This is a genomic window from Alcaligenes faecalis (assembly GCF_005311025.1).
In the GTDB taxonomy this organism is placed as follows: Bacteria; Pseudomonadota; Gammaproteobacteria; order Burkholderiales; family Burkholderiaceae_B; genus Alcaligenes; species Alcaligenes phenolicus.
Genome location: NZ_CP031747.1, coordinates 2,557,053 through 2,576,342 on the forward strand (window position 1 = coordinate 2,557,053; position 19,290 = coordinate 2,576,342).

Below are 19,290 nucleotides of genomic sequence, written 5' to 3' on the forward strand. Positions count from 1 at the left end.
AAAACCCTCAAAGGCTAAATCGCGAAGACACGCGTGTCTGGCGGGGGTAAAGCCAGGCCAGGATGCTGGGCAGCAAAATGGTGCATGCGCTCCAGCGCCACGCCAATCACCGCTTGAGCGGTCTGCGTTAAAGGGTCGGGCCGCCAACTGGCAACCAGGCGCAAATCAGGCAAGGCATGTTCGCAAACAATTTCCTGGTACAGACCGCTGTCCAGCTGACGGCTGACTGCCGCCAGGGGCAAGGTGGCAATGCAAGGCTGGGCTTCGATCAATTGCGTGCTGGCGGCAATTGAAGAAACGTAGTGAATCCGGGCCTGATCCACAGGCAAGGGCTCAAGCAGCTGCACCAAGGCCAGATGCGGCTGGGAACCACGAGGGAAGGTCACCAAAGGCCAGCGTTGCACCAGCTCCTGCAAACCGCTGCGTACCGGCATGGACTCATCGGCCATGCATACCCAGCCCATGCGCATGGAGCCCATGGGCAAGTTGCGTATGCCGTCCCCCATGATGGGGTCGGTCTGCAAGGCCACATCAATGGTGCCGCGCTTGAGCAAATCATGAAGGCGCAAGGTGGACTCGGCGGTCAGCTCAATTTCCAGTTCGGGGTAGAGCGCATGCAGCTGACGAATCAAATCCTTGAACCAGGTATGCACAATGGACTCGACCACGCCCAGGCGCACCCGTCCACTCAAGCGGCTGGAGCCTGCCAGTGCTTCACGCAAATCGTGTTCCATGCCCAGCATCTGCTCGGCGTACTGCATCAATTTTCGACCTGCGGGAGTCAGGCGCAGATCGCGGTGGCCCCGCTCGAACAGGGTTTTCTGGAACTCGGCTTCCAGGGCTGCAATCCGCCCCGACACGGCGGCTTGTGTCAGATGCTGCTTGTTCGCTGCCGCACGGAAACTACCCAAACGGGCAATCCAGATAAAGGTTTCTAAAAAGCGGATATTCATGTACCTGTCCTTTCAGGCTTCATCAGGGCGGCCAGATGATATTGGCTACGCAGCTCTGCGGGAACGGACACGATCAGACCGGCACCAGCACCCACAAAGGCCTGCGTGGGCAAAGCATGGCAATGGGACTGATCGGCGGCAATCCGCGCATGGCGCAGCAAGGACACATGCGGGCGAAAACGACGCGGCGGCTGCGTCCAGCCCAAAGCACTCAGCTTGGCCCAGATCTCATCATGCCACTGCTGCAAGGCCGCCAGTGCCTGAGTTTGCGACTCGTCCGGCCCGGCCCACACTACCCTTGGTTTCTCGAATACATCCCGTATGGTCAGATCCAACTTGATCTGCGGCACCGTCCATTGCGCCATCTGTGTCGCCAAAGTCTGCAGATCCGACACACGGCTGCCGTCCAGAAACGCCAGGGTCAAGTGAAAGTGATCAGGCTGCATCATCCGCCCGCCATAAATCGCATGTGCGTGCAGCGCCTGCTCCGCCAGCCAGGCGCGGGTTTGCGCGTCTGGCCACCAGCCGATGAAAGCGCGAAAAACGTGTTCGGCACCTGACTGCTTCAGGTCCAGAATGGGCAAGGGAATCGTCATCAGCAAACCCTCAAACAAGGCAGATCAGAAAGCGGGGCGTCTAGCCTAGGCCCTGCACAGGCGACGCGCCAGATCGTACACAATATCCAGAGCCGGCAATTGCGTACGGCCCGACAGGCGCACCAAGGCATAGTGACCGGACAAGGATGAAGAAAACAGGCCCAGCGGCACCAGATCACCAGCATCAATATCGCGCCGTACCGCCGCCAGCACACTCATCAAGACCATATCGCTATCCAGCACCACGTCGCGCTGAATGCTGAAGCTATCACAACAAAAGCGTACAAAGCTATCGGGATGGCCTTGGGCGCCAAACTCGGCAATCAGACGGTCGGTCAAATCATCACTGATCACGGAGCAGGCCACGGGATACTGGCTGATCGCAGCAAAGTCCAGCGACTCCAGCTGCAACAGCGGATGGCCTTTGCGTACCAGCATATCGCCTTGCATGGCGGGCAAATACTCAATATCCAGGCCACGCACATCGGTCACCGCGCTGACGTCCAGCACCACCATATCGTAGCGTTCCCGGCGCAAACCTTCGATCAGTTCCAGCGTGCGGCCAATCACCGCGTCCACACGCAAACGCGGGTACTCGTCCAGCAGCGCCACCATGCACGGATGCAGCAAGACCGCAGCGGGGGTCGAACTTAAGCCTAAACGCAGGCTGCCTGCGTCTTCGCCCTGAAGCAGGGCCAGCTCGCGCTGCAAGGCACGGCCTTCCTGCAAAACCCGGGGAGCTCGCTCCAGCAGTACCCGACCATAAGGCGTCAAGAAAATGCGCTGACTGCTGCGATCAAACAGCGGCACACCCAGCTCCTGCTCCAGAGCCTGAATGCTACGGCTCAAGGCAGACTGGCTTAAGTGGACAGCTTGCGCGGCCCGGTGAAACGTACCGTGTTCGCAAACGGCCACAAAGTGCCGCAGCTTGCGAAAGTCCATGCTTGTCCCCTTGCTGACGCTTGAGTCGGCTTATGCACAGACCGCATCAACTTGATGATTTTTTGGCGTTTGAGCCGCGCATTGTACCTGCATAGAATGGCTTGGCCACTTGGATGGCCCTACAAAAACACCGGAGACAAACATGACTGATTCCCCAACGCCGCTGGGTACACGCCGCCGCTTTTTGAAAACCACCGGACTGCTGTCGCTGGCGGGTATGGCCCCTTCCTTGGGACGCCAGGCCCTCGCAAAAACCGCTCCCGGTCCAGGCACGGCTCAAGACATCATCATGGCCGACGCGTTGACTCTGTCGGGCTGGATCGCACAACGCCAAGTCTCCTGCCGCGAAGTGATGGTGGCCTATCTGGACCACATCGACCGTGTGAACCCCAAGGTCAACGCCATTGTGTCCCTGCAAGAGCGCAGCGGCCTGCTGGCCCAGGCCGACAAGCGCGATCAGCAACTGAAAGCAGGTCAGTACATGGGCTGGATGCACGGCATGCCCCAGGCACCCAAAGATCTGGCGGCCACGGTCGATATTGTCACCACCAGCGGTTCACCGATTTTCAAGGACTATCTGCCCAAACAAGATGCCATCGTCGTGGAGCGCGTGCGGCAATCCGGTGCCATTCTGATCGGTAAAACCAATACCCCGGAATTTGGCCTGGGGTCGCACACCTACAACTCCGTGTTCGGTACCACCGGCAATGCCTACCAGCCCGATCTGTGTGCTGGCGGCAGCAGTGGCGGGGCCGCCGTGGCCCTGGCCACCCGCATGTTGCCCGTCGCTGATGGCAGCGACATGATGGGCTCCCTGCGCAACCCCGGTGCTTTCAACAACGTCTACGGCTTTCGCCCCTCCCAAGGCCGCGTGCCCTATGGCCCGTCCTCCGAAGTGTTCTTCCAGCAAATGGGCTACGAAGGCCCCATGGGCCGTACCGTGTCCGACCTGGCCATGCTGCTGTCCACCCAGGCCGGTTTCGATGCTCGCGCCCCCCTTAGCATCGGTCAAGACCCACAACAATTTGCCGGGAAACTGCAACGCGACTTCAAAGGCACCCGCATTGGCTGGCTGGGCGACTACAACGGTTATCTGCCTATGGAAGCCGGCATCATGGACCTGTGCCAAAGCGCATTGAAGAGCTTTGAAGCCATAGGCTGCACCGTTGAAGCAGCCCAGCCCGACTACTCCATGGAGCAGCTATGGCAAACCTGGCTGACGCTGCGCCACTTCACCGTAGCCGGAAGCGCACAGGGCCTGTACGCCAAACCGGAACTGCGCGCCCAAATGAAGCCTGAGGCGATCTGGGAAGTAGCGGGGGGCCTGAACCTGAGCGGGGCGCAGGTCTATCAAGCCTCCATCAACCGCAGCAAATGGTACGAAAGCCTGCGCAAGCTGTTCCAGACCTACGACTATCTGGTGCTGCCTACCGCCCAGGTCTTCCCCTTTGCTGGCACCACCCACTGGCCTGGCGAAATCGCCGGGCGCAGAATGGACACCTACCACCGCTGGATGGAAATCGTGATCGGCGGCTCTCTGGCAGGGCTGCCCGTCATGAACGTGCCTGCGGGCTTTAACGACGCCGGATTGCCCATGGGCTTGCAGATCATGGGCCCTGCCCAGGCCGATATGGCGGTGCTGCAGCTGTCCTACGCCTATGAGCAGGCCACACAGTGGGTGCAAAAGCGTAAACCTGCCTTGCTGACTTAAGCAAAGCTGATTACACACCATCCATTTACAAAACCTGACGTTTTTAACTGTTTCAAAAACGCAAAACGATAGACGCCTAAAAACTCCATACCTAAGATAAGCAGAGCGGTCCGAATCCCAGACCGGCAAACACAGAACAGGAGTAGCACGATGGGTATTATCTCCATGATTATTGTGGGCTTTATCGTAGGTTTGCTGGCACGAGCCATCATGCCTGGCGATCAAAAAATGGGATGGATAATGACCACCATCCTGGGTATTGTCGGCTCCTTTGTCGCAGGCTACCTGGGACAAACCATGGGCTGGTACGTGCCTGGTGAAGGCGCAGGCTGGATCGGTTCCATTGTGGGTGCCATCATCGTCCTGTTTGTCTACGGACTGGTCAGCAAGAAAGCGTAAAACGCCGTATAAATACAAAACAGCAGCCTTGCAGCTAATGTGATTGGCGATCCGAAACCTCACCACACACGGCTGGAAGGCTGCTACACAACAATTTGCTAGTCTGGATGAGGCTCGATTCGCCGATACCTGTCGATACGCGACTCTGACTCACAGAAAAAATAGACAATAAGTCATTGACCGCCAGCGCGTGAACACAAAAAGCCTGACGCTCCCGGAGCCAGTCATGCCCTACACCATCACCTTAAGTCGCATTTACGACGCCGTCCATGAACCTGCCGGCAAAGCGGCCCGTGTACTCACAGACCGCCTCTGGCCACGCGGCCTGAGCAAAGACGAATTGGGCGACATCCAGTGGCTGCACGAGGCCAGCCCCACAAGTGAATTACGCAAAAGCTTTCATAAGGGCGATATTTCGCCCGAGCAATTCCAGCGTCGCTATCAGGAACAGCTCAAGCACGACCCTGATTCCTTGCTCTCCTTGATGAAGCTGGCTCGCAAAGGCGAACTGCAATTGCTAACCGCCACCCACGACCCGCAAACCTCGTACCTGACGGTGCTCAAACAGGCTGTGACTCAGGCTTTGCTTGAAGAAGATCGCATACACGACGGCAATGAACCCAGCTCGCCGGTTTGCTATGCGCACTTAATGAAAGATGAAAAGAAATAAGCCGGGGTTTGTTATTCCTGCGCCTGCCCGACAGCGTTAGCATTCGGCCCATTACGCGCCCCCAGCAAACGCTGCACCAAGCTCTGCACACAGGTCTCCCGCCGCGAATCCGGCGCATAGTCTGAGCGCAAGGTAGACCAGGTCGGATGTATCCGTGCCTGCGCCAGTTCCTCCGGCAGGCCTTGCGCCCGCCAGACATTCAATTCCCGCTGCAAGGCCTGATCGAAATTCTCGGCATCAATCTCGCCCAGGCGAATCGGCGTCTGTGCGGCATGACCGCGCCGCTCCAAAGCCGCAATCAAGCTTAGCTGCCGCACGGCCAGCAAACGCAGCACGGCATCATCCACGCTAAGTTCCGTCTCGCCCCGCAACTTGCCCATCAAACGCTGGCCCCACTTATCCGCGCCTTGCCACAAACCACCGGCCAAGGCACCCAGCACCGTCCCGGTTCCCAGGCTCAGGCCACCTGTCATCACATCCAGCGTGGCGCCTGCCATGGCACCTGCGGCCACACCCTTGCCCAACTGCACGCCAAATTCCTTCAAAGCCTGGGGATCAAACAAGTCCATGCCCCAACGGCCGCCCTCGAAATGCAGCAAATCGGCCACTACATCCTGACGGCCAAAGCTGTAGCGCTTGAGCAAAGCCTGCACACTCTTGGCCTCGCGGGCCAACACCGGCTCCCTTAACTGTTGCGCGGCCAGCTCCATGGACTCCTTGTCCGAGGGTGTACTGACACGCCAGGCCGCCACATCAATCAACAGCTCTGCCAGCAAGCGCAAGGCATCCCGCCGCCGCAATGCTGCCTGCTGCGCCAAATCCACCTTCAACTGCCGCAACACCCCAGCATGCGTCTCCAGCAGCACCGCCAGCTTGTCGTACAGCAAGGCCTCGCCATCCAAAGCCGGTGCCACCGTATCGAATTCCGCCAAGGCATGAAGGCCCAAGCGTGCCAAGGCACTGCGCCATTCCTGCACCCGCGCCTGCGGACTACGAACGAAATTGAGTACAGGCAGCAAAGGCCGCCCGCTATAGGCCAGCAAGGTCAGCTCGTCCTTATGCTTGCTCAAGACCGGATCGCGCGCATCCACCACATACAAGCCTGCATCGCAGGATTGCAGCTTGCGCAACACGCGCGCTTCTTGCTCGAAACGGCCCTGTGCCGCTGGGGATTCCAGAAAACGACGTACCCGCTCTGGCCCATCAATACGTTCACCGGCTTGGCTGAGCTGATCCATGAAGTCCAGCAAGGCCATGCTGTCTTCCAGACCAGGGGTGTCGAACAACTCCACCAAAGCCTCGCCGTCCACCGTCAGCCTGGCGCCTTCCACATGCCGTGTGGTGCCAGGGCTATTGCTGACCTGGCCGAACTCCGTATCTCGCGTGAGAGTACGCAGCAAAGAGGTCTTGCCCGTATTGGTGTGACCCACCACCGCCAGCGTCAAAGCCGCAGCACTCATGATGGCTCCTTCAAAGACAAGTCAGGCCATTGATCGTGAATCTGCCCAGGCGCAAAGCCTGCCGCCACCAAACGTTCATGCCAGCTACGACGACGCGTTTGATCCGGGTCGGCCAAAGCTTCATCCAACAACACCACATCGGACTGCTGCGCCAATTGTGCCCATTCAACCAGCGTTGCCACCACCCCGCGATCCGGCGTCTGAGCGGCATCACAGACCATCAACAAATGACGAGGGCTGGCAGACTGCAAGCGGCCCAGAATATCCAGACGCTCGGCCCGCGAGTCCACCCGCCCCAGATCCTGCATCTGCGCCTGCATGAAAGCAGGGGGCCAGCTATGTTCTGGTGGCAGCTCCAACCCCACCACACACAGTGCATTGGCCGCCAAAGGCGTGCTTGGCTGGTTTTGCATGCGCGCCACTCTGTCGGGCGACGCCAATTCATCCACACCCGTCGGCTCGCTAACGGGCATCAAACGAGGACGCAGCTCTGCCAAACCCGGCAAGCTGTCGTCCAGACTCAGACGAGCCGTGTGCTTACGCCATTGCCACAGGCTCCAGGCCAAAGCCAGCACACGAGGCAGCAAACCGTAAGTCACCACCGCGCCCAACAGCCAGCTGGACCACAGGGCCTGAGCCTGGGCATCGAGCATTTGCAGGCCATCGCTGCTACGTATGGTGAGGGTATCGGGCAGGGCAAAGCCCAACAAGGAAGGCAGGGCGCCCAGGCCTTCAACCAGCCAGACAAAGGTATCCGGCGTCAAAAGCGTGGTTTCCCAATTGAAGTGATAGCGGCGTGAGGCCAGCAGTAGCAGCAGGGTACTCAGGGCCGACAAAAAGGCCAACACCCACAAGCTATGGCTGATCAGACCGGCCAACCAGGATTGGCTGCCCCGGCGCGCCAGCACGGCGGCAAAAGCCTGGGGAACCAGACTGGCGTCGCCTTTGACGAAGCGGCGACTGAGCCACCACCAGGCATCACCGGCCCAACTGCCTGTGCCGCTACTCTTGCCCGACCAGGCCAGGCTGAACAGCCAGAAAATAAAAGTCAGTACGTGCAGACCCAGCAACGCACCCAAAGCCGTCACTACATTCACGGCTCGACTGCCATCGCCCAATGCACCCGCAGCTGTACCAGCCCCGGCCAGCAAAGCCAGCACCGCCATGGCAATCAATAGAAGGCGGGCAACACGCCACCAGCGCGTCCAGGCTTGTTCCAGCCCATCGCGTCGCGCCAGCGCCAAGGCCCGAGCCGACACACGTTGGGCAAAGGAGCCGCCTGCAGCCCGCGCACGGCGCGATTCAGACAGGTCTTCAACAGGCCCCCACAGGGTCTCGCGCAAACGTATGGCTTCAACCAGAGTTTGCTGCTGCCAGGAGCCGACGGGTTCAGACGGTTTCATGGCACTGGCCATCACTTAAAGAAGTACAGGTTCGTCAGGCAAGGCATTGACTGCCGCCACGCCTGGAGTCTGCGCCGGAGCGCCTTGCTGCAAGACGGTTTCAATCGCGCTGACAGCGGCCAGCAAACCAGACAAGTACTCACGCGAGGCCAGATCTTTTTCCAACTGCTGACAGATCTGTGTCCATTGAGCCTGATCGGCCTTGATGCCCCGGTCTGCAATGATGTGGATACGGCGCTGACCCAAGGCCAGATACAGCAAGACGCCGGAGTTCAAGGGTGTGTCCCAGACACGTAAACGACCGAAGACTTCAAGGGCACGCTGGGCGCTATCGGCTTCATGGGCGGGCAAAACCGCTTCAATCGCCACGACCAGTTCACCACTATGGTTCTCTTCACCCTTGCGGATCTGCTCAGCCAGATGGCCCAACATTTCGGCATTGAAATGACGACGGCGCAGCCATTGGCCTTGTACCGATGCCCAACCCGACAATTCTTTCCAATTCACACTCATGTCGCTCCCCTGTGGCCTTACCAACTACCGGAAGCGCCACCGCCTCCGCTACCGCCACCACCGCCGCCGCTGCCTCCGCCAAAACCGCCGAAGCCACCACCGCTGCTGCCGCCATTCCCGCCAAAACCACCGGAGGAATAACCACCCAAGCCGCCAATGACACCACCCCGGCGCGAGGCACGCCCGGAACTGGACTTGCCGCCTGCCCCAAAGAGTCGGCCAATCATGCTCAAGCCTGCACCGACAACAGCGGCAAGCAGGGCCAGGCCAATACTGCCCGACACCACCAGCGTGAACACACCAGCAGCAAAGGCGGCAAACAAAGGCGAAGCAAAAAATACAATCGCGCCTACAGCCAGCAACGGCTCCCAGAACACGCCTTCTTCACCCGACGAGGTGACAGGGGCATTTTTAGGAGGAGGGGGAAGCTCTTCGCCGTTGACCAGACCCACCAGACTATCGGCTGCGGCCTGGATACCGGCATAGAAGTTGCCTTCGATAAAACGAGGCGTCATCTGTTCGCGGATGATGCGCCCCGCCTGCAAGTCCGTGACCGCGCCTTCCAGACCATAGCCGGTCTGAATACGCATACGGCGATCATCCTTGGCCACCAGCAGCAAGATGCCATCGTCCACTTTCTTGCGGCCAATTTCCCACTGATCAAAGACACGCAACGCGTATTGTTCGATGGTTTCTTCGCCTGTGGTAGGTACCATCAGAATCACGACCTGCGCGCCCTTTTCCTGTTCCACGGCTTTGAGCTGCTGGTTCAGGGCGTCTTTTTGATCCGGGCTAAGGGTGCCCGTGGTATCCGTTACCCACCCCGCAATGGCGGGAATCGGTTCAGGTTTGGCCTGCGCCTGCGTCCAGGGCCAGCACAGCAATAACAAGGCCATCAACAAACCACAGGCCCAGGCCAGCCTGCCAGAACGTGCAGACCCAGGCCCAGCAGTCAGTGCAAGATCGTGCACGTTCATGACTCCACCTCCAGAATTAATCAATACCCAGCAGGAGCGGGGGTCGCAGGAATATCAAACTTGACCTCGGGGTCACGCGTGATTTCGCTTTGACGATCCACACCGTAGTTTTCCTTGACCTTGTAGCCAAACAGCTTGGCGGTAATCAGGGTAGGGAACTGACGGATGAACAGGTTGTATTCCTGCACCGTCTGTACATAGCGGCCACGTTCGGTGGCAATACGGTTTTCCGTGCCTTCCAGCTGCGTCATCAAGTCGCGGAACAGGCCATCGCTTTTCAGTTGCGGGTAGTTTTCCGACACGGCGATCAGACGCGATAGCGCCGAAGACAACTGATTCTGGGCTTCCTGGAAGCGAGCCATCACTTCGGGGTTGTCCAGATCATCCACTTTCATCTGAATGGTGCCGACCTTGGCGCGCGCCTCGGTAACCTGCGTCAGCACCGCGCGCTCGTTCACCATATAGGCATTGACCGAGCTGACCAGCTTGGGCACCAGTTCGGCGCGGCGCTCGTATTGATTCAAGGTTTGCGACCAAGCGGCCTTGACCTGCTCGTCCAGGCGCTGGATCTCGTTATACCCACAACCCGACAGCAAAACCGCCACGCTGCTGATAAAGACCCATCGTATCCATGATGTCATGATTTTTTTCCTGCAAAAATAAGCAGATAAACAACAAAAACGGGTTACGACCCATTTGCTCGGGCACGTGCCAAACAGAGCCCGGCGGTCCGTGCACGCCAAGCGTAAACCGCGTACCGCAGCATAACAAGTACGTCTATGGCGGCGCTTAACAATTTCTGTCAAATCCGACAGGGCAATCCGCCTGACCGTTTACGTTTGAAGCAGGTTGTTTTAACGCTACCGCTCAAAATGATACAAGATGGTCAATGAGGATTTTTACTAATTTCACGCTATAATGGCAGATTGCGCAGCGCACCAATCACTGCGCCTCTTGCAGCAGGCGGCGTTCTTGCCCCTGCCGTGGCATTGTCGCCATAACAAAACACCTTAGCCTGGATTGGTAGGGCCCCAAAGAGGGCTTTTGGGCTAGTCACTGGAAAATTCTTGGACTCTCAAATCACTTTTGCCTCTCTTGAGCTGGCAGAACCTCTGTTGCGTGCTGTAACCGACGCAGGCTATACCCACCCCACCCCTATTCAAGCCCAGGCCATCCCCAAGGTCATTGAAGGTGGCGACCTGTTGGCTGCCGCTCAAACCGGCACCGGCAAGACCGCAGGCTTTACCCTGCCTATCTTGCACCGTCTGCTGAACAACCCTCAGCAAAACCGTAAACCAGGCCGCCCACGTGCGCTGATCCTGGCCCCTACCCGTGAACTGGCCGCCCAGGTTGAAGAATCGGTACGTTTGTACAGCCAGCACACCCGTCTGCGCTCGATGGTCATGTTTGGTGGCGTGAACATCAACCCCCAGTTCCATGCGCTGCGCAAGCCTCTGGACATTCTGGTAGCCACTCCTGGCCGTTTGCTGGACCACGTGCGTCAACGCACCGTGGACCTGACCGGCGTGGAAATCCTGGTGCTGGACGAAGCCGACCGCATGCTGGACATGGGCTTTATCCGCGACATTCGCAAGATCATCAGCCTGATGCCGGTTGATCGCCAGACTCTGCTGTTCTCGGCGACTTTCTCGGACGAAATCCGTGAACTGGCCCGTGGTTCGCTGAACAACCCTGACGAAGTGGCCGTTGCTGCCCGCAACACCACCAACGAACTGATTACCCAGCAAGTGATTCTGGCTGACCAGGCACACAAGCGTGATCTGCTGAGCCACATCATTCGCGAAAGCGGCTGGAACCAGGTTCTGGTGTTCTGCCGCACCAAGCACGGCGCCAACCGTTTGGCCGAAAAACTGTCCAAGGACGGTATGGCCGCTGAAGCCCTGCACGGCAACAAGAGCCAGGCGGCTCGTACCCGTGCGCTGGCCGGCTTCAAGAACGGCAAGGTTGTGGTACTGGTTGCCACCGACATCGCCGCACGTGGTCTGGACATTGATCAACTGCCTTACGTGGTCAACTTCGAACTGCCTAACGTTCCTGAAGACTACGTTCACCGCATTGGCCGTACTGGCCGTGCCGGTAGCGAAGGCGTGGCCCTGTCACTGGTAGATCGCAGCGAAATGCGTTTGCTCAAGCAGATCGAGCGCATGACCCGCAATCCTATCGAACGCATCGTGGTGGAAGGCTGGACGCCTCCTTCGCGCGCCGCTCTGGCTGAAGAAGCCAAGGAAGACACCTACGCAGAGCGCCGCTTCAACAGCGCTCCTGGCGCTCGTGCTCCTGGTGCCCGTCGCCCTAACGGTGGTGGTCAAGGTCGCTCCGCTGAAGGCCGTGGTGGCAATGGCGAAAGCCGTCCGCGCCGTCCTGGCAACGACAACCGCCCACGTCGCAGCGCCGCTCCTGGCGGTGCAGGCGGTGGCGCAGCCCGTGCTGGCCAAGGTCGCCCCGGTGGCCGTCAGGACAGCCGCGGCCCGAACCGCAGCAACCGCAGTTCTGCCCAAGCCAAAGCCTAAACCCTGAAAAGGGGCTGTGCCTGCCAAAGGCGGGCACAGCGCCCGCCTTTGAACCGAGCACACCATGGCACTGAGCACCTGGCTCGCCTTTTTCGCGGCTTCCTGGGTTATTTCGTTTTCACCTGGCCCAGGTGCGATTTCCTCCATGTCCTCCGGCCTGAAATACGGCTTCAAACGTGGCTACTGGATGGCGATAGGCCTGAATATCGGGATCATGATCCAGATATTCATCATCAGCCTGGGATTGGGCCAAGTCCTGGCGCGCTCGGAACTGGCGTTCACCACGCTTAAATGGTTGGGTGCCGCCTACCTGATTTATCTGGGCTGGAAGCAATTGCGCACCGACGCCATGCCGGTGCAGGTCACAGGTCAGGAACCCAGCGACTTTCGTATTCGCGATTTGTTGATACGGGGTTGCCTGATCAATATCACCAACCCCAAGGGTCTGGTATTTTTGCTGGCCATCATGCCCCAGTTTCTGGACTTGAATCGGCCCATGCCGCTGCAATACCTGCTGATCGCCATGACCCTGTGCTTTACGGATCTGGTGGCCATGGGTTGCTACACGTCGCTGGCCGCTCGCATGTTGCATTTGCTGCGTCAGGCCAGCCATGTACGGCTGCTGAACCGCGTGTTCGGTTCGCTATTTATTCTGGCAGGGACGGTATTGGCCAGCGTGTCGCGTTAGCCTTGTGCACGCATCAGCTTGCCCCCAAGCCCTGCTTTACGGATAATTCGCTCACTGTTTTCCACGCGCCAGACTGGCGCTGCCACAAGGATTTTCAATGTCGTCCGGTGACATACGCTCTGAAGTCAAGAAACGCCGCACCTTTGCCATTATTTCTCACCCTGACGCGGGTAAGACCACACTGACAGAAAAACTGCTGCTGTTCGCGGGTGCGATTCAGATTGCAGGTAGCGTCAAGGCTCGTAAAGCCAGCCGTCACGCCTCCTCGGACTGGATGGAAATTGAAAAGCAACGTGGTATTTCGGTGGCCTCCTCGGTCATGCAGATGGAATACCGCGACTGCGTCATCAACTTGCTGGACACCCCCGGTCACCAGGACTTCTCCGAAGACACCTACCGTGTGCTGACCGCCGTGGACGCCGCCTTGATGGTGATTGACGCGGCCAACGGTGTGGAACCGCAAACCATTCGCCTCTTGCAAGTGTGCCGGGCCCGCAATACGCCCATCATCACTTTCGTGAACAAGCTGGACCGCGAAGTTCAGGAGCCGCTGGATGTACTGTCGGAAATCGAATCGCACCTGGGCATGGAAGTAGTGCCGTTTTCCTGGCCTATCGGGATGGCACGTCGCTTTGGCGGTGTGTTCAATCTGCGCGCCAACCATATGCGTGTGTTCAAGCCTGGTCAGGAACGTCATGGCGAGGATGAAATCATCCCCGGCCTGGACAATCCCGTGATTGCCGAACGCTTTGGCGAGCCCTTTGCAAAGGCTCAGGAAGAAATCGAGCTGCTCAATGCTGCAGCGCCCGAATTCGACCTGGACCTGTTCTTGCAAGGCAAGCAAACCCCTGTGTTCTTTGGTTCGGCCATCAATAACTTCGGTGTGCAGGAAGTGCTGGACGCCCTGGTTGACCTGGCGCCTGCTCCTGGCCCACGCGCCGCCTTGCAGCGCGAAGTACAGCCCGATGAACCCAAGTTCAGTGGTGTGGTGTTCAAGGTGCAAGCCAATATGGACCCCGCCCACCGCGACCGTGTGGCCTTTGTGCGCGTCAGCTCCGGCCATTTCAAGCGCGGGATGAAACTGAAAGTGTCGCGTACCGGCAAGGAAATCCGCCCCAATAACGTGGTGTCCTTCCTGTCGCAACGCCGTGAACTTCTGGACGATGCCTTTGCTGGCGACATTATCGGTGTGCCCAACCACGGCATCCTGCAATTGGGTGATGTGCTGACCGAAGGCGAAAACCTGCAATTTACCGGGCTGCCTTTCTTCGCCCCCGAACTGTTCCAGTCCATTGAGGTCAAAGACCCATTGCGCACCAAGCAATTGCGTACCGGCCTGACCCAGCTGGGTGAGGAGGGCGCCATTCAGGTGTTCCGTCCCCATATGGCAGGCGGCATGATGCTGCTGGGCGCGGTTGGCCAACTGCAGTTTGAAGTGGTGGCCCACCGCCTGAAAACGGAGTACGGTGTGGAAGCGCGCCTGTCGTCCAGCCGCTTCAATATGGCTCGCTGGGTAACAGCCAAAGACCCCAAGGACATGAAGAAGTTTATCGAGACCAACGCGGGCAATATTGCTTACGACGTGGTCGAGGCCATTGCCTTTTTAGCAACCTCGCCTGCGCAGTTGCGCGTGGCTCAGGAGCTGAATCCAGGCATTGAATTCCACGCATTACGTGAACATGGTGGACACGTTTTCGGGGATGCCGTCTAATTCTGTCACAAGAGCAGGGCCGACATTTCGCTACAATGACGGCTCTTTTCTTTTAATTACGCGCATCCGGCCGACCGGATTGCCCCTGATTCAACCGAGACATCGCTTATGCCCTGGCGTTTTATCATTGCTGTCTTGCTGCTGGCCGCAGGTGCTTCAGTGTGGGGCGGCCTGGAACTGGGGAACTGGCTAATCGCGCACGGCCCTGAAAAGTCCATGGCGGTCAGCACCCCCGACCCGTCAGACTTGCCTACGCTCGATGCCGATGGCAAACCCTTTACCGCGCAACCGCCGCAGCCTTTACCCAATGGTCGCCTGGGAGTGCCACAAGCACCCACCCCGATCGCTTGGGAAATCGACACGTCTACGCTGACGGAAGAAAAGCCACCTATTGCCTTGGCCACCACGTCCATTTCGCTGGAGCAGGCCATTCAAATTGCCATGACCGAGCAGAACCGGGAGTTGCAAGGGATTGCTCGCGTAAACCTGGGCGGCTCCGAGCCTATCCAGCCGGTAGATGTAGGCACGCCCCCACCACCGCCCCCACAAGATATTCAAGTGGCCGGCAACAATAACGGCGCCTGGCAGGCACAACTGCAGCAAGAGTTGAATGCCTGTAGCCAAAAAGGCTTTTTCGATCGCCCAAGTTGTTCCTGGGATGCTCGCAACAAGTACTGCGGTCCGAACAATGCCTGGGGCAAGGTGCCTGGCTGCCCAAGCAAGTCCTTCTAAGCTGTCTGTAGTCGCTTCCCAGGCTACGCTGCCTTTACAATTGAAGGCTTCGTATCCAAAGCAGGAAGCTGCCAAGGACAATAAAAAAGCACCCGTTAGTAACGGGTGCTTTTTTTTGGTCTGACCAAACAAAGACTTATTCGTGGTCGCCCATCTGCGATTGCAGGTAGTTTTGCAGGCCCACTTTTTCGATCAGCTCCAGTTGTGTACCCAGCCAATCGATGTGCTCTTCGGTGTCGTCCAGAATCTTCAAGAACAAATCACGCGACACGTAGTCGCGGGTGGACTCACAGTACTCGATAGCCTCTACCACGGTCTGACGGGCAGCCTGTTCCAGCTTCAGGTCACAGCCCAGCAGTTCAGGCACGTTCTCACCGATCATGATCTTGTGCATGTCCTGCAGGTTGGGCAGGCCGTCCAGCATGAAGATACGTTCGATCAGCATATCGGCGTGCTTCATCTCGCCGATGGACTCGTCATACTCGTGTTTGCCCAGCTTGTTAAAGCCCCAATGGTTCAACATGCGAGCGTGCAAGAAGTATTGATTGATTGCTGTTAGTTCGTTCTTTAGCTGCTTGTTCAGATGCTGAATTACCACTTTATCGCCAAACATGCTGTTCTCCTGTAAATCTGACGGCGCTCCCCCCAAGGAGCCGCCGAGCCCCCACAAATGCTGCTCACGCCACAGATCGCACGCAGGCGCGATGCAGGCAAAAACACAGTGGGGGATGAATGTGACAGGCTACCATGCACGCATGTGCCATGGCTTAAAAAACAGCTAAACACCCAGAAAGCGTTGCACTTTTGGGTTAGTAACAGGACCAATAACAATCATTCCCACTAGCAATAGCGGGAATGGAAAATCCTGATCAAAAACACGCGCTTAGGCGCGGCAAACAAGACGGCCGAACTCAGGGGCAGGAATCAGGCTGTCGTTGGCAGCGTAATCCACCCGGGCGGTTTCAAGACTGGCAATCATGGTCTGATTGGCATAGCGTCCGCCGGGCAAATAGTCCTGAGCCGTTTCCGCGCAGCAGCCACAGCAAGACGCCACGCCAAGCTGACCTTGCAGGTCTGCCAGGCTGGAAGCGCCGCCACGTACTGCTTCTTGTACTTGACGCTCGGTGATCGCGTTACATATGCAGATAAACATGAGAACTATTATTATCAAGAAACCTAAAAATATCAAGAGTCATTCTCATTAAGAACTGTCTTACCTCGATATGGCCTTGGGAATGGCTTGCAGCCTGCCTTTGCGGTCTTGGTCTGAAAACGACAGTCGCATCAATTCTGCAGTAGATGGTCCATCAACAAGCGCGCGGCGGGCGACAAGCTATAGCGGCTACGCACGCACAAGGCCACGCGGCGTGAGGTCCAGGGCTCCTTGATCACGCACAAGGCCAGGCCCAGGCTTTGTACATAGGATTCGGCCACAGAACGTGGCAACACGCCAATTCCAAGCCCCGCCTCAATCATGCGGCACTGGGCATCGTAACTGGTCACCTGCACGCGGCAACGCCAGGTGCGCTCCAGCTCGCTGGCGGCGCGTAACAGCAACAGATTGGGGTGACTGCCGGTATGCATACCTACGTAGTCAAAATCCAGCGTGTCGGCAAAGGCCAGTTCTCCCCGTCCTGCCAAAGGATGGGTAGCAGGCACCAGCAACACCAGCTCATCCTGGCGATAGTCGTAGTACTCCACCTCCGCACTGCCTACACCGCGTATCAGCACGCCCAGATCGGCATTGTTATCGGCCACCGCCTGGGCCACTCCCGCACTGATACGTTCCTCCAGCGACACCCGCACTTTGGGATGCCGCGCCATAAAGGAGCTCAAAGCCTGCGGCAAAAACTGCGTGATGGACGACAGGTTGGCCGCAATCCGCACGTGCCCGGTAGCCCCGCCGGCAAAGTCGCGCATCAGCGCGCCCATGGCATCCATGTCGTCCAGCAGGCGCTGGGACATGGCCGCCAATGATTTGCCCGCTGCCGTCGGATACACACCCTTGTTGCTGCGCTCGATCAGGGCTGCGCCTAGTTGCTGCTCCAGATCGCTCAGGCGCTTGCTGACCGCGGCAGGCGCAATATGAAACTGCTCGGCCGCCCCCGAGATGGTGCCGCGTTCCAGCACCAATAAAAACAGCCGTAAAGATTTGGGATCGATGTTCATAAGCCAGTATTCCATCCTAGGAAGGGCGGGTCGACAAGCACTCTGCCATCATCAATTGCGATAGCACCATCGCAATTTGACGCTGTACTCACGTCATTAGCGATGACAGACTACGCACATAATACGGAACCTGATTATTTAAGTCAGGAATAGAGAGTGAGGGGAGAAACAAGATGCGCGACAGCGACAATCTGAAAGGGGGCTTTGACGGCACCCTGCCCATGGGGCAACAACCGGCTTTGGTCGTTATCGATTTTCAACGCGGCTTTACTGAGCCTGGCTTGACGCCACTGGCCTCGAACTGCGACAGCCAGATCGAACAAACCAACACCTTGATTCGCGCCATGCGTGGCAAGGGTCGCGTTATTTTCACCATCATCGGCTACGAAGCCCATCTGGCCGACGCCAATCTGTGGCTGACCAAGGCCTCGTCCTTGCGCTGCCTGCTGCGTGGTTCGCCTGCCTGTGAGCTGGACCCGCGGCTGGACTACGACCCCGAACAAGACATCATCCTGTACAAGACCCAGGCTTCCGCCTTTTACGGCACGCCGCTGCCCGCCTTGCTGGCCCATCAGGGCTGCGACATGCTGATTGTGGCCGGTGCCACCACCAGCGGTTGCGTGCGTGCCAGCGTGGTGGACAGCTTGCAGTCGGGATTTGCCCCGTTTGTGGCTGAAGATGCGGTGGCTGACCGCTCGGCAGCCCAACATCGCAGCAATCTGATCGATATGGCCAGCAAGTACGCCGAAGTCCTGCCCTCGGCCGCCTTGATCGCTCATCTACACACGCTTTAAACGCGCAACAAAAAAAGAAACCACAGGAGACTCTCATGAAAAAAGCCCTGACAGCGGCGATGGCCGCCTGCACCCTGGCGCTGGGCATCTCGCCCGCCCAAGCCCAAGAAGTTGAGCTGACTTTCTCAACCTATTTGCCCCCGGCCTACGAATACGCCTGGAAACCCATCGAGAACTTCGTTCAGACCGTGGAAAAAGAAAGCCAGGGTCGCATCAAGATCAACGTGTTCCACTCCGGTCAGCTGTTCGATGGCTACGAGGAGCTGCCAGCCTTGTCACGCGGCGACGTGGACATCGTGAATATGACCAGCACGTACCCCAGCGGCACCGTGCCAGCGCTGAACATCTTTACCCTGCCATTCCTGTTTGACAGCACGGCTCACTTGAAGCGCGCTCTGGATCAAGGCCTGTTCAAGCTGGGTGCCGAGCAGGAACTGCGCGACACCCACGATGCCGTGGTGCTGGGCCTGGCGCCTTGGGACCCGTACGAGTTCTACAGCCGCAAGGCACCGATCAACTCGGCCGCGGATATCAAGGGCAAAGTCTGGGCATCGACCAGCTCCATGGACGCACGCGCCCTGCAACTGCTGGGGGGCTCGCCTACCGGCATGCCATCTTCCGAGCTGTACCTGGCCTTTGACCGTGGCGTGATCGACGCCACCCCACGTCCCTTGCTGACCGGCATTGGCCGCAACCTGTATGAAGTGGCCAAGTACCTGTCCATCGCCAACTTCGGTATCGATGTGTCCGTGCTGACCATCAACCGCAAGAAGTGGGAATCCCTGCCACCTGATCTGCAAGAGATCATCAGCAAGGCCGCCCGCCAGCGCGACGAAGAACAGTTTGAGCGCGTGAACGCCTTTGTAGGCCAGGCCCTGCAACGCTACGAGCAAGCCGGTGTGACCATCAACCGTGTTGAGCCCGCTCAACTGGCCGAAATGCGTCAGCAAACCCAAGCCGCCATTGATGAATGGAGCAAGCAGGTTGAGAACGGTCCCGCTTATCTGGAACTGATCGAAAAAACCCGCCAGCCCTGATCAC

General features: G+C 58.3%; 20 protein-coding genes. 9 read left to right on the forward strand and 11 right to left on the reverse strand.

The window, feature by feature from the left end:
* Positions 1-14: 14 nt before the first annotated feature.
* Genes D0C27_RS11835 through D0C27_RS11845 form a run of 3 tightly spaced genes read right to left on the reverse strand, consistent with a single transcriptional unit; the run spans position 15 to position 2,491 of the window.
* Positions 15-953, reverse strand: a complete 939-nt coding sequence (locus D0C27_RS11835) for a LysR family transcriptional regulator (RefSeq protein WP_009460222.1) — start codon at positions 951-953, stop codon at positions 15-17.
* Positions 950-1,549: an RNA 2',3'-cyclic phosphodiesterase gene (gene thpR, locus D0C27_RS11840; protein WP_170978574.1), complete on the reverse strand. Its 600-nt coding sequence runs from the start codon at positions 1,547-1,549 to the stop codon at positions 950-952. Before thpR ends, D0C27_RS11835 begins: the two co-directional genes overlap by 4 nt.
* A gap of 45 nt (positions 1,550-1,594) precedes the next feature.
* The gene (locus tag D0C27_RS11845; RefSeq protein WP_009460224.1) at positions 1,595-2,491 is read right to left on the reverse strand and encodes a LysR family transcriptional regulator; all 897 of its coding nucleotides are present in this window, start codon (positions 2,489-2,491) and stop codon (positions 1,595-1,597) included.
* 142 nt (positions 2,492-2,633) lie between these two features.
* Here D0C27_RS11845 and D0C27_RS11850 point away from each other — a divergent pair, with 142 nt between their 5' ends.
* From D0C27_RS11850 to D0C27_RS11860, 3 genes are all read left to right on the forward strand, one after another.
* Positions 2,634-4,202 (forward strand): amidase, encoded by a 1,569-nt coding sequence (locus D0C27_RS11850; RefSeq protein ID WP_137431056.1) that lies wholly within the window; start codon positions 2,634-2,636, stop codon positions 4,200-4,202.
* A 150-nt stretch (positions 4,203-4,352) separates the two neighbouring features.
* Entirely contained in the window at positions 4,353-4,601 is a 249-nt protein-coding gene (locus D0C27_RS11855; protein WP_026483834.1) for a GlsB/YeaQ/YmgE family stress response membrane protein, read from the forward strand.
* A 226-nt stretch (positions 4,602-4,827) separates the two neighbouring features.
* Positions 4,828-5,271, forward strand: coding sequence for a DUF488 domain-containing protein (locus D0C27_RS11860; RefSeq protein ID WP_137431057.1), 444 nt, complete (start codon positions 4,828-4,830; stop codon positions 5,269-5,271).
* Positions 5,272-5,282: 11 nt separating this feature from the next.
* On the opposite strand, the gene D0C27_RS11865 is transcribed toward D0C27_RS11860, so the two are convergent.
* The 5 genes from D0C27_RS11865 to D0C27_RS11885 are packed head-to-tail and all read right to left on the reverse strand — an operon-like array spanning position 5,283 to position 10,265.
* The gene (locus tag D0C27_RS11865; protein WP_137431058.1) at positions 5,283-6,731 is read right to left on the reverse strand and encodes a DUF3482 domain-containing protein; all 1,449 of its coding nucleotides are present in this window, start codon (positions 6,729-6,731) and stop codon (positions 5,283-5,285) included.
* Positions 6,728-8,134, reverse strand: a complete 1,407-nt coding sequence (locus D0C27_RS11870) for a DUF2868 domain-containing protein (RefSeq protein ID WP_170978575.1) — start codon at positions 8,132-8,134, stop codon at positions 6,728-6,730. The genes D0C27_RS11865 and D0C27_RS11870 overlap by 4 nt, the downstream gene beginning before the upstream one ends.
* 15 nt (positions 8,135-8,149) lie before the next feature.
* On the reverse strand, positions 8,150-8,647 hold the full coding sequence (locus tag D0C27_RS11875) for a TPM domain-containing protein (protein ID WP_035268642.1): 498 nt from the start codon (positions 8,645-8,647) through the stop codon (positions 8,150-8,152).
* A 17-nt stretch (positions 8,648-8,664) separates the two neighbouring features.
* The gene (locus D0C27_RS11880; RefSeq protein WP_081055431.1) at positions 8,665-9,624 is read right to left on the reverse strand and encodes a TPM domain-containing protein; all 960 of its coding nucleotides are present in this window, start codon (positions 9,622-9,624) and stop codon (positions 8,665-8,667) included.
* Positions 9,625-9,644: 20 nt separating this feature from the next.
* Positions 9,645-10,265 (reverse strand): LemA family protein, encoded by a 621-nt coding sequence (locus tag D0C27_RS11885; protein ID WP_009460247.1) that lies wholly within the window; start codon positions 10,263-10,265, stop codon positions 9,645-9,647.
* 426 nt (positions 10,266-10,691) lie between these two features.
* Here D0C27_RS11885 and D0C27_RS11890 point away from each other — a divergent pair, with 426 nt between their 5' ends.
* From D0C27_RS11890 to D0C27_RS11905, 4 genes are all read left to right on the forward strand, one after another.
* Positions 10,692-12,155 (forward strand): DEAD/DEAH box helicase, encoded by a 1,464-nt coding sequence (locus D0C27_RS11890; protein WP_009460248.1) that lies wholly within the window; start codon positions 10,692-10,694, stop codon positions 12,153-12,155.
* A 64-nt stretch (positions 12,156-12,219) separates the two neighbouring features.
* A complete protein-coding gene (locus tag D0C27_RS11895) occupies positions 12,220-12,843 on the forward strand; it encodes a LysE family transporter (RefSeq protein ID WP_009460249.1) in 624 nt (207 codons plus the stop codon).
* Between the two features lie 97 nt (positions 12,844-12,940).
* On the forward strand, positions 12,941-14,554 hold the full coding sequence (locus tag D0C27_RS11900) for a peptide chain release factor 3 (protein WP_035268647.1): 1,614 nt from the start codon (positions 12,941-12,943) through the stop codon (positions 14,552-14,554).
* Between the two features lie 108 nt (positions 14,555-14,662).
* The gene (locus D0C27_RS11905) at positions 14,663-15,286 is read left to right on the forward strand and encodes a hypothetical protein (RefSeq protein WP_009460251.1); all 624 of its coding nucleotides are present in this window, start codon (positions 14,663-14,665) and stop codon (positions 15,284-15,286) included.
* Between the two features lie 136 nt (positions 15,287-15,422).
* Here the strand turns inward: D0C27_RS11905 and bfr are convergent, their stop codons facing one another.
* From bfr to D0C27_RS11920, 3 genes are all read right to left on the reverse strand, one after another.
* Complete coding sequence (bfr, locus tag D0C27_RS11910; protein WP_009460252.1) at positions 15,423-15,899, reverse strand: bacterioferritin; 477 nt, start codon at positions 15,897-15,899, stop codon at positions 15,423-15,425.
* A gap of 270 nt (positions 15,900-16,169) precedes the next feature.
* Entirely contained in the window at positions 16,170-16,439 is a 270-nt protein-coding gene (locus D0C27_RS11915; protein WP_009460253.1) for a (2Fe-2S)-binding protein, read from the reverse strand.
* 131 nt (positions 16,440-16,570) lie between these two features.
* Entirely contained in the window at positions 16,571-17,455 is an 885-nt protein-coding gene (locus D0C27_RS11920; RefSeq protein ID WP_026483843.1) for a LysR family transcriptional regulator, read from the reverse strand.
* A 173-nt stretch (positions 17,456-17,628) separates the two neighbouring features.
* On the opposite strand from D0C27_RS11920, the gene D0C27_RS11925 reads away from it, so the two are divergent.
* Both D0C27_RS11925 and D0C27_RS11930 read left to right on the forward strand, forming a co-directional pair.
* A complete protein-coding gene (locus D0C27_RS11925; RefSeq protein WP_137431060.1) occupies positions 17,629-18,249 on the forward strand; it encodes an isochorismatase family protein in 621 nt (206 codons plus the stop codon).
* A gap of 35 nt (positions 18,250-18,284) precedes the next feature.
* A complete protein-coding gene (locus tag D0C27_RS11930) occupies positions 18,285-19,286 on the forward strand; it encodes a TRAP transporter substrate-binding protein (RefSeq protein WP_060186549.1) in 1,002 nt (333 codons plus the stop codon).
* Positions 19,287-19,290: the final 4 nt, after the last annotated feature.

What these genes read in the sequence shown, in the direction of transcription:
- D0C27_RS11835 (WP_009460222.1), bottom strand. Translation starts at nt 953, where the DNA reads ATGAATATCCGCTTTTTAGAAACCTTTATCTGGATTGCCCGTTTGGGT.
- thpR (WP_170978574.1), bottom strand. Translation starts at nt 1,549, where the DNA reads ATGACGATTCCCTTGCCCATTCTGGACCTGAAGCAGTCAGGTGCCGAA.
- D0C27_RS11845 (WP_009460224.1), bottom strand. Translation starts at nt 2,491, where the DNA reads ATGGACTTTCGCAAGCTGCGGCACTTTGTGGCCGTTTGCGAACACGGT.
- D0C27_RS11850 (WP_137431056.1), top strand. Translation starts at nt 2,634, where the DNA reads ATGACTGATTCCCCAACGCCGCTGGGTACACGCCGCCGCTTTTTGAAA.
- D0C27_RS11855 (WP_026483834.1), top strand. Translation starts at nt 4,353, where the DNA reads ATGGGTATTATCTCCATGATTATTGTGGGCTTTATCGTAGGTTTGCTG.
- D0C27_RS11860 (WP_137431057.1), top strand. Translation starts at nt 4,828, where the DNA reads ATGCCCTACACCATCACCTTAAGTCGCATTTACGACGCCGTCCATGAA.
- D0C27_RS11865 (WP_137431058.1), bottom strand. Translation starts at nt 6,731, where the DNA reads ATGAGTGCTGCGGCTTTGACGCTGGCGGTGGTGGGTCACACCAATACG.
- D0C27_RS11870 (WP_170978575.1), bottom strand. Translation starts at nt 8,134, where the DNA reads ATGAAACCGTCTGAACCCGTCGGCTCCTGGCAGCAGCAAACTCTGGTT.
- D0C27_RS11875 (WP_035268642.1), bottom strand. Translation starts at nt 8,647, where the DNA reads ATGAGTGTGAATTGGAAAGAATTGTCGGGTTGGGCATCGGTACAAGGC.
- D0C27_RS11880 (WP_081055431.1), bottom strand. Translation starts at nt 9,624, where the DNA reads ATGAACGTGCACGATCTTGCACTGACTGCTGGGCCTGGGTCTGCACGT.
- D0C27_RS11885 (WP_009460247.1), bottom strand. Translation starts at nt 10,265, where the DNA reads ATGACATCATGGATACGATGGGTCTTTATCAGCAGCGTGGCGGTTTTG.
- D0C27_RS11895 (WP_009460249.1), top strand. Translation starts at nt 12,220, where the DNA reads ATGGCACTGAGCACCTGGCTCGCCTTTTTCGCGGCTTCCTGGGTTATT.
- D0C27_RS11900 (WP_035268647.1), top strand. Translation starts at nt 12,941, where the DNA reads ATGTCGTCCGGTGACATACGCTCTGAAGTCAAGAAACGCCGCACCTTT.
- D0C27_RS11905 (WP_009460251.1), top strand. Translation starts at nt 14,663, where the DNA reads ATGCCCTGGCGTTTTATCATTGCTGTCTTGCTGCTGGCCGCAGGTGCT.
- bfr (WP_009460252.1), bottom strand. Translation starts at nt 15,899, where the DNA reads ATGTTTGGCGATAAAGTGGTAATTCAGCATCTGAACAAGCAGCTAAAG.
- D0C27_RS11915 (WP_009460253.1), bottom strand. Translation starts at nt 16,439, where the DNA reads ATGTTTATCTGCATATGTAACGCGATCACCGAGCGTCAAGTACAAGAA.
- D0C27_RS11920 (WP_026483843.1), bottom strand. Translation starts at nt 17,455, where the DNA reads ATGAACATCGATCCCAAATCTTTACGGCTGTTTTTATTGGTGCTGGAA.
- D0C27_RS11925 (WP_137431060.1), top strand. Translation starts at nt 17,629, where the DNA reads ATGCGCGACAGCGACAATCTGAAAGGGGGCTTTGACGGCACCCTGCCC.
- D0C27_RS11930 (WP_060186549.1), top strand. Translation starts at nt 18,285, where the DNA reads ATGAAAAAAGCCCTGACAGCGGCGATGGCCGCCTGCACCCTGGCGCTG.